The 6796-nt window shown below is 74.7% G+C and carries 5 protein-coding genes; 3 read left to right on the plus strand and 2 right to left on the minus strand.

All coding sequences use genetic code 11. The features are described from left to right. Positions 1 to 181: 181 nt before the first annotated feature. Complete coding sequence (locus tag ACFV0O_RS40240; RefSeq protein WP_380349649.1) at positions 182 to 1189, minus strand: ATP-binding protein; 1008 nt, start codon at positions 1187 to 1189, stop codon at positions 182 to 184. 222 nt (positions 1190 to 1411) lie between these two features. Here ACFV0O_RS40240 and ACFV0O_RS40245 point away from each other — a divergent pair, with 222 nt between their 5' ends. Further along, positions 1412 to 2302: an oxidoreductase gene (locus ACFV0O_RS40245; RefSeq protein WP_380349652.1), complete on the plus strand. Its 891-nt coding sequence runs from the start codon at positions 1412 to 1414 to the stop codon at positions 2300 to 2302. A 377-nt stretch (positions 2303 to 2679) separates the two neighbouring features. Here the strand turns inward: ACFV0O_RS40245 and ACFV0O_RS40250 are convergent, their stop codons facing one another. Then, the gene (locus tag ACFV0O_RS40250; RefSeq protein ID WP_380349655.1) at positions 2680 to 3579 is read right to left on the minus strand and encodes an HAD family hydrolase; all 900 of its coding nucleotides are present in this window, start codon (positions 3577 to 3579) and stop codon (positions 2680 to 2682) included. 725 nt (positions 3580 to 4304) lie between these two features. Between ACFV0O_RS40250 and ssd the strand changes: the two genes are divergently transcribed. Then, the gene (ssd, locus tag ACFV0O_RS40255) at positions 4305 to 5429 is read left to right on the plus strand and encodes a septum site-determining protein Ssd (RefSeq protein WP_380349658.1); all 1125 of its coding nucleotides are present in this window, start codon (positions 4305 to 4307) and stop codon (positions 5427 to 5429) included. After that, positions 5429 to 6796 (plus strand): TadA family conjugal transfer-associated ATPase (locus ACFV0O_RS40260; RefSeq protein ID WP_380349661.1); only part of this gene is annotated, 1368 nt, incomplete at its 3' end. The genes ssd and ACFV0O_RS40260, both read left to right, overlap by 1 nt.

Here is a 6796-nt window from a genome sequence, read left to right on the forward strand (position 1 = left end):
ACGGGGTGTTTGGGGGCGGCATGCGGAAAACCCCGTGGTACACCCCATGGGGTGGTGTACGACCGGAGGGGAATCGGGTGGGGGGGGGGGGGCCGCGGGCGACGGGGCCGGAGGTGCGGGACGGGCCGCGACCCCCCGGGTGGTGGGAGGTCGCGGCCCGTCCGGCGCGGTGGCGCGTGCGTCAGGCGCGGGCTCCCGCCGGGGCCGGCCGCTCGCCGCCGTCCGCGAACCGGCCCGGGACGAAGCCCTCGTCGACCTGGGTGGCGAGGTCCGCGCCGACCTTGGCGTTGGCCCAACTCTCCGCGTTGCGGCGGTGGAAGAGCACGGCCTGCTCGGTGTAACGGTGCGCGTCCCGCCGCCCGTACGCCGCGTCGGCCTCGGACCGCAGCTGTTCCAGCACGGCCCGGTTGGCCGGTTCCAGGGACTTCAGCGGCGGCTCGGCGCCCTGCTCCAGGCGGCGCACCCAGTCCGACTGCCCGAAGGTGGTGAGCAGGTCGCCCCCGACCTCGCGGCGCAGGAAGGCCAGGTCGTCCGGGCCCTGCACCTTGTTGCCGACCACCCGGAGCTGCACGCCGAAGTCGCGTGCGTAGTCGCGGTACTGGCGGTAGACGGAGACGCCCTTGCGGGTCGGCTCGGCGACCAGGAAGGTCAGGTCGAAGCGGGTGAACAGGCCGGATGCGAAGGAGTCCGAGCCCGCCGTCATGTCGGTGACCAGGTACTCGTCGGGGCCGTCCAGCAGGTGGTTGAGCAGCAGCTCCACCGCGCCGACCTTGGAGTGGTAGCAGGCCACCCCGAGGTCCTCCTCGGTGAACGCGCCGGTCGCCAGCAGCCGGACCGAGCCCTCGTCCAGGGCGATCGGGCGGGCGCAGGTGGCGTAGACCGGGTTCTCCTCGACGATCCGAAGCAGCCGCGAACCGCGGCCGGGCGGCGTGGTCTTGATCATCTCCTCGGCCGAGCGGATCAGCGGGTTGCTGCCGCGCAGGTACTCCTTGATCTCCGGCAGGTGCGCGCCGAGCGAGGGCAGGTCGGCGGCCTGGGCGTCCGTCAGCCCCAGCGCGGGGCCGAGGTGCTGGTTGATGTCGGCGTCCACCGCGATGACCGGTCGGCCGGCGGCGGCCAGGTGGCGGATGAACAGTGCGGACAGCGTGGTCTTCCCGCTGCCGCCCTTGCCCACGAAGGCGATCTTCATCTGGGGACTCCGGCTCTCGCTCAGGGCCCTCGCTCGGGGCCGCCTGCCCAGGGGGCGCGTGCGACGGGGGCGCCCTCTAGTTGGAAATCGTTATCGTCTCCGATAGTGGCCATGCTAGCCGGGGTTTGGGGCCGGTCGGGGGAGGGAAGTGAGGATTGCCTCTAACGGGTGATGCGGGGTTGCTGTTCCGGGAGGGGCGGCCCGTTCATTACTCTCGGGTAGGTGAGCACTGGAACAGATCCCCTCGCCCCGCTGGCCCAGCTCCCCGGGGTGCCCGACGCGGTGGCCGAGGTGCGCAAGGCCGTCGACCGGCTCTACGGCCACCGGGTGATGCGCCGCCGCGCGGCCGAGGTCACCTCCGAGTCCGCGCTGCGCGGCGCCCGCGCGTCGGCGGCCCTGGCCGGCGCCGACTGGCCGCTGGAGGAGGTCCGCCGCCGCACCGACTTCAGCGCGGACGCCGAGGCCCGCACCGTCGGCGCAGCCCTGCGGATCGCCGCCGAGGCGGGCCAGCTGCTCAGCGTCTGGCGGCACTCGCCGCTGCAGGTGCTGGCCCGGCTGCACCTGCTCGCGGTCGGCGACGGCGACCCGGCCGCCGGGCGCCCGCGCCGGGCCGGGGAGGGCGCCGAGACGCTGTTCCCGCTGGACCTGGAGCCGGTGGAGAGCGTCCGGGTCGAGGTCGTGGACGGGCCGCTGCCCGAGCTGCCGCCCGCCCCGGGCGCCGAGGAGGTCGCGGCCCGGCTCGACCAGCTCTCCCGGCTGCTGGTGGCGCGCGCGGAGGGGCAGGGCGTGGGCACTCCGGCCCTCGTCGTGGCCTCCGTGGTGCACGGCGAACTGCTCGCGCTGCGTCCCTTCGGCACCCACAACGGGGTGATCGCGCGGGCCGCCCAGCGGATCGTGCTGATCGCCGAAGGGCTCGACCCGAAGGCGATCTGCCCGACCGAGGTCGGCCTGGCGGAGCTCGGCACCGCCACCTACCGCCGGGCCCTCGCGGGCTACCTGGCGGGCACGCCCGAGGGGATGGCGGCCTGGATCGCGCACTGCGGCGCGGCGCTGCGGCTCGGCGTGCGGGAGAGCACGGCGGTGTGCGAGGCGATGCAGCGCGGCATGGCCTGAGCGGCCGGGCCGGACGTGCGAACGGGCCCCGCCGGGGGGCCCGTTCACATGCGGATGCGGCGGCACCTGATCCTGCTCGGTGCCGCCGCTGGTGCAGATGCCGGGTGACCATGCATGCACCGGAAGTGCCGATCAGACGGGGATCCTGCCCGTTCGTCTGGTCCGGCGGCCCGACAGCGGGTCGGCTGCATGTGGGTGCTCGGCTATCTGTACACGCGGTCCGTGGGGCCTGAACTGCGTTGTCGGTTTGACCTCTTCGGTCCTGACCGGGTCTCGCGGGCCGTGCTTCATTTGTATCGCGTTTCGGGCGAAAGGGGAACCCGAAAAGAGAAGTCCGTGTCGATTGACCGTTTTGTCCAGGCGGGTCGGTCGGGGCCTCAGGCGAGCGGGCGCCGCCGACGGGCCAGGTACCAGATCACCCCGGCGGTCACCACGGCCGTCCCGACCGCGACCGCGGTCAGCACCGAACCGCTCGGGGCCGAGAACTCGGGCAGTCGCCGCCGCAGTTCCACCGGCTTGTCGAAGACCAGCACCGGCCACTCCCGGGCCTGCGCCTCCTTGCGCAGCGCGCGGTCGGGGTTGACGGCCGACGGGTGGCCGACCGCTTCCAGCAGCGGGAGGTCGGTGGAGGAGTCGCTGTAGGCGTAGGACGAGGCCAGGTCGTAGCCCTCGACCGCGGCCAACTCCCGGATGGCGGCGGCCTTGTTCTCGGCGTAGGCGTAGTACTCGATCTCGCCGGTGTAGCAGCCGTCCTGGACCCGTAGCCTGGTGGCGATCACGTGGTCCGCGCCGAGCAGGGCGCCGATCGGCTCGACCACCTCGGAGCCGGAGCTGCTGACGATCACCACGTCCCGGCCGGCCGCGTGGTGCTGCTCGATCAGGGAGGCGGCCTCGTCGTAGATGATCGGGTCGATCAGGTTGTGCAGGGTCTCGGCGACGATCTCGCGGACCTGCTGCACGTTCCAGCCCCGGGTGAGCGCGGAGAGGTACTCGCGCATCTTCTCCATCTGGTCGTGGTCCGCGCCGCCGACCAGGAAGACGAACTGCGCGTACGCACTGCGCAGTACGGCCCGACGGTTGATCAGGCCACCCTGGTAGAAGGGGCGGCTGAAGGCCAGCGCGCTCGATTTGGCGATGATGGTCTTGTCGAGGTCGAAGAAGGCCGCCGTGCGCGGCCCGCCCGACCGGGGGCGGGCGGGTGCGCGGAGCTCCTCGGGCCCGGTGGTGTCGCCCGGGGACTCGTCGGCGTGGTCGTCGGCGTTCTCGGTGGTGTCCACGGGAACCGAGGATAGAGGGAGCCACAAAACACCCCGCCATTCGGTGTACTCGTGGGCGTGCGGGTTTGTGTTTCTGGCCGCTCGGGTACACCATGGAAGTCACGGATCGTTCGCGACCGTGCTAACCCGGTCCGGCTCCTCCCCCCCGAGTCGGGCTGTGGATAGACGACCCCCGCTCTCCCCCCCGGCGGGGGTCGTCGCACGTCCGGGGCCATTTTCAGGGCTTGAAGGCCCTTCGCGGCGCATCCCGCGCGAGCCCCGTCGGCGGTGTACAGGGGGTGTCGGCGGCTCGGCCCGTCAGCCATCATTCGTCACTCTCCGTCGCCGTTTGCTCATGGCCGTCGAGGAATGAACGGCCGGTTCCGAGCGGCGGTGCGAGCCTCTCCGAGGGGGCACCGGAAGAGCGGCGGGAGGCCTTCGGAAGATCGTCCGATCGCGCCTGCGCGGTCCGACGGTTCATCTCCGTGACGCCTTTCGTCAATTCTTCGCCGATTAGCCCCCCGCCCGGGTGAACGTTTTCATCCACAGCCCACGAGTTATCCACAGGCAATCGGAACGTGGATGACGGAATCCGGATCTCCCCCCACCGTGATGGTCGGCGGCGGTCGCCGGGCAGGCCTCATCTCCCTCCTCTTCCGGAGGTCTGCCGGGCGGCCGTCCGCCGGAACCGTCCGACGTGCGCCGCGGCCGCCCCTGGTGGCCGCAGGCGCGGAGGGGAGACCACCATGTCGACGCCGATCGCCGACCACGTCACCGCCGAGGGCCCCGGCGCCCTCGGGCCGCTCGTCGTCACCGGGGACGACGCGCTGGCGGAGCACCTGCTGCGGCTCTGCGCGGCGGCGGGCACCGAGCCCAGACTGATCCGCGGCGCGCCGCCGACGCGGGAGCTCTGGGAAGGGGCCCCGCTGGTCCTGGTCGGGGACGACCAGGCCGTCCACTGCTCCGAGTTGGGGCGGCGCGGCGGTGTGCTGCTGCTCGGACTGGACCTGGACGACCCCGGGGTGTGGGTCCGAGCCGTGCGGCTCGGCGCCGAGCACGTGCTGTTCCTGCCCGACGCCGAGGCCTGGCTGCTCGACCGGATCGCCGACGCGGCCGAGGGCGGCGGACCCCCGGCGGTCACGGTCGCGGTGCTCGGCGGCCGGGGCGGTGCCGGGGCCTCGACCCTGGCCTGCGCCCTGGCGGTCACGTCCGCGCGAACGGGCCGTCGGACCATGCTCGTCGACGGCGACCCGCTGGGCGGCGGCCTCGACATCCTGCTCGGCGGCGAGACGGCCCGCGGGCTGCGCTGGCCCGACCTGGCCGGCTCGCGAGGGCGGGTCAGCGGGGCCGAGTTGGCCCGGGCACTGCCGGCCCTCAAACGGCTCTCCGCGCTCGCCTGCCTGTCCTGGGACCGCGGCGACACCCTGACGGTGCCGCCGGAGGCCATGCGCAGCGTGCTGGCCGCCTCCCGGCGGCGCGGCGGGCTGGTGGTGGTCGACGTGCCTCGCCACCTCGACGCGGCCGCCGGGCAGGCGCTGGAGCAGTCCGACCTGGCCCTGCTGGTGGTGCCGGCCGAACTGCGCGCGGTGGCCGCCGCCGACCGGGTCGCCGCGGCGGCCCGGATGCGGCTCGGGGACGTCCGGGTCGTGGTGCGGCCGGTGCGGGCCGGCGGACTCCCGGCCCACCGGATCGCCCGCGGCCTGCGGCTGCCGCTGGCAGGGGAGTTGGAGGCGGAACCCGGACTGGCCCCGGACGTCGAGAAGGGCGTCCCGCCCGGGAGCAGGGAGAGCGGCCCGCTCGCGCGCTTCTGCGCGACCTTCCTGAACGAGGTGCTGCCGCCGGTTCCGGCGGTCGGAGGAGGTGTCTACTGATGGTCCGTCTGCGCAGAACAGCCTTCCGGGACGGCGTGCCCGGTCCGGGCACCGGTGCGCGGGAACACCGGCCGCTGCGGAGCGTGCCGCCGCCCGGCGGGCCGCCGGAGGCCGGGCACGAGCCCTGCCCCTACGGCCGGACGGCCCGCGAACAGCGGGCGGCGGCCCTGGTGGACGCCGTGCGGCTGCGGCTGGCCGAGTCGGGGGCCGCCCCGACGGCGGGCTCGGTCGCGGCCGCGCTGCGAGCCACCCGGCCGCCGCTCGGCGGGGACGAGGTCCTGGACACCGTGCGCTCGCTGCGCGCCGAACTGGTGGGTGCGGGCCCGCTGGACCGGCTGCTGGCGGCGCCCGACGTCACGGACGTCCTGGTGAACGGTCCGGAGGAGGTGTGGGTCGACCGTGGCGGCGGCCTGCGCAGGGCCACCGGAGTCCGCTTCACCGACGCCGAGGCGGTGCGGCGGCTGGCCCACCGGCTGGCCACCGCGGCCGGGCGGCGACTGGACGACGCCCGGCCCTGGGTGGACGCCCGGCTGCCGGACGGCACCCGGCTGCACGCCGTCCTGCCCCCGATCGCGGCCGGCTGCACGCACATCTCGCTGCGGGTCTGCCGGCCCCGGCCGTTCACGCTCGACGAACTGGTCGCGGGCGGCGCGCTGCCGCCGGAGGGCGCCGAACTGCTGGCCGGCATCGTGCGGGCCCGGCTGTCGCTGCTCGTCTCGGGCGGGACGGGCTCGGGCAAGACCACGCTGCTCGCCGCGCTGCTCGGGTTGGTCGGGCCGGACGAGCGGATCGTGGTCGCCGAGGACTCCGCGGAGCTGCAGCCGGCCCATCCGCACGTGGTCCGGCTGCAGAGCCGTCCGCCCAACCAGGAGGGGCTGGGCGAGTTCACCCTCCGGGACCTCGTCCGCCAGGCGCTGCGGATGCGCCCGGACCGGCTGGTGATCGGCGAGGTGCGCGGGGCCGAGGTGTCGGACCTGCTGGCCGCTCTGAACACCGGGCACGAGGGCGGCTGCGGCACGGTCCACGCCAACACGGCGGCGGACGTGCCGGTCCGGTTGGAGGCCCTGGGCTCGCTCGCCGGGCTCGACCGGCCGGCGCTGCACAGTCAACTGCGGGCCGCGATCGAGGTGGTGGTGCACCTGGTCCGGGATCCGGACTCGGGGCGGCGCCGGGTCGCGGAGATCCACACGCTGGCCGGGGACCGCGAGGGGCTGGCCGTGACCACCCCTGCGGTGGCCTTCCCGGCGTCGGGCGGACCGGTTCCCGGGGCGGGCTGGGAACGGCTGGTCGGGCTGCTGGCGGCGCGTGGGGTGACGCTCGGGGCGGGGCCGCGGACCGGCCCCGCGCGGAGCACCACCCAGGGCCGC

The sequence above is a fragment of the Kitasatospora sp. NPDC059577 genome (genome assembly GCF_042735475.1).
Classification (GTDB): domain Bacteria; phylum Actinomycetota; class Actinomycetes; order Streptomycetales; family Streptomycetaceae; genus Kitasatospora.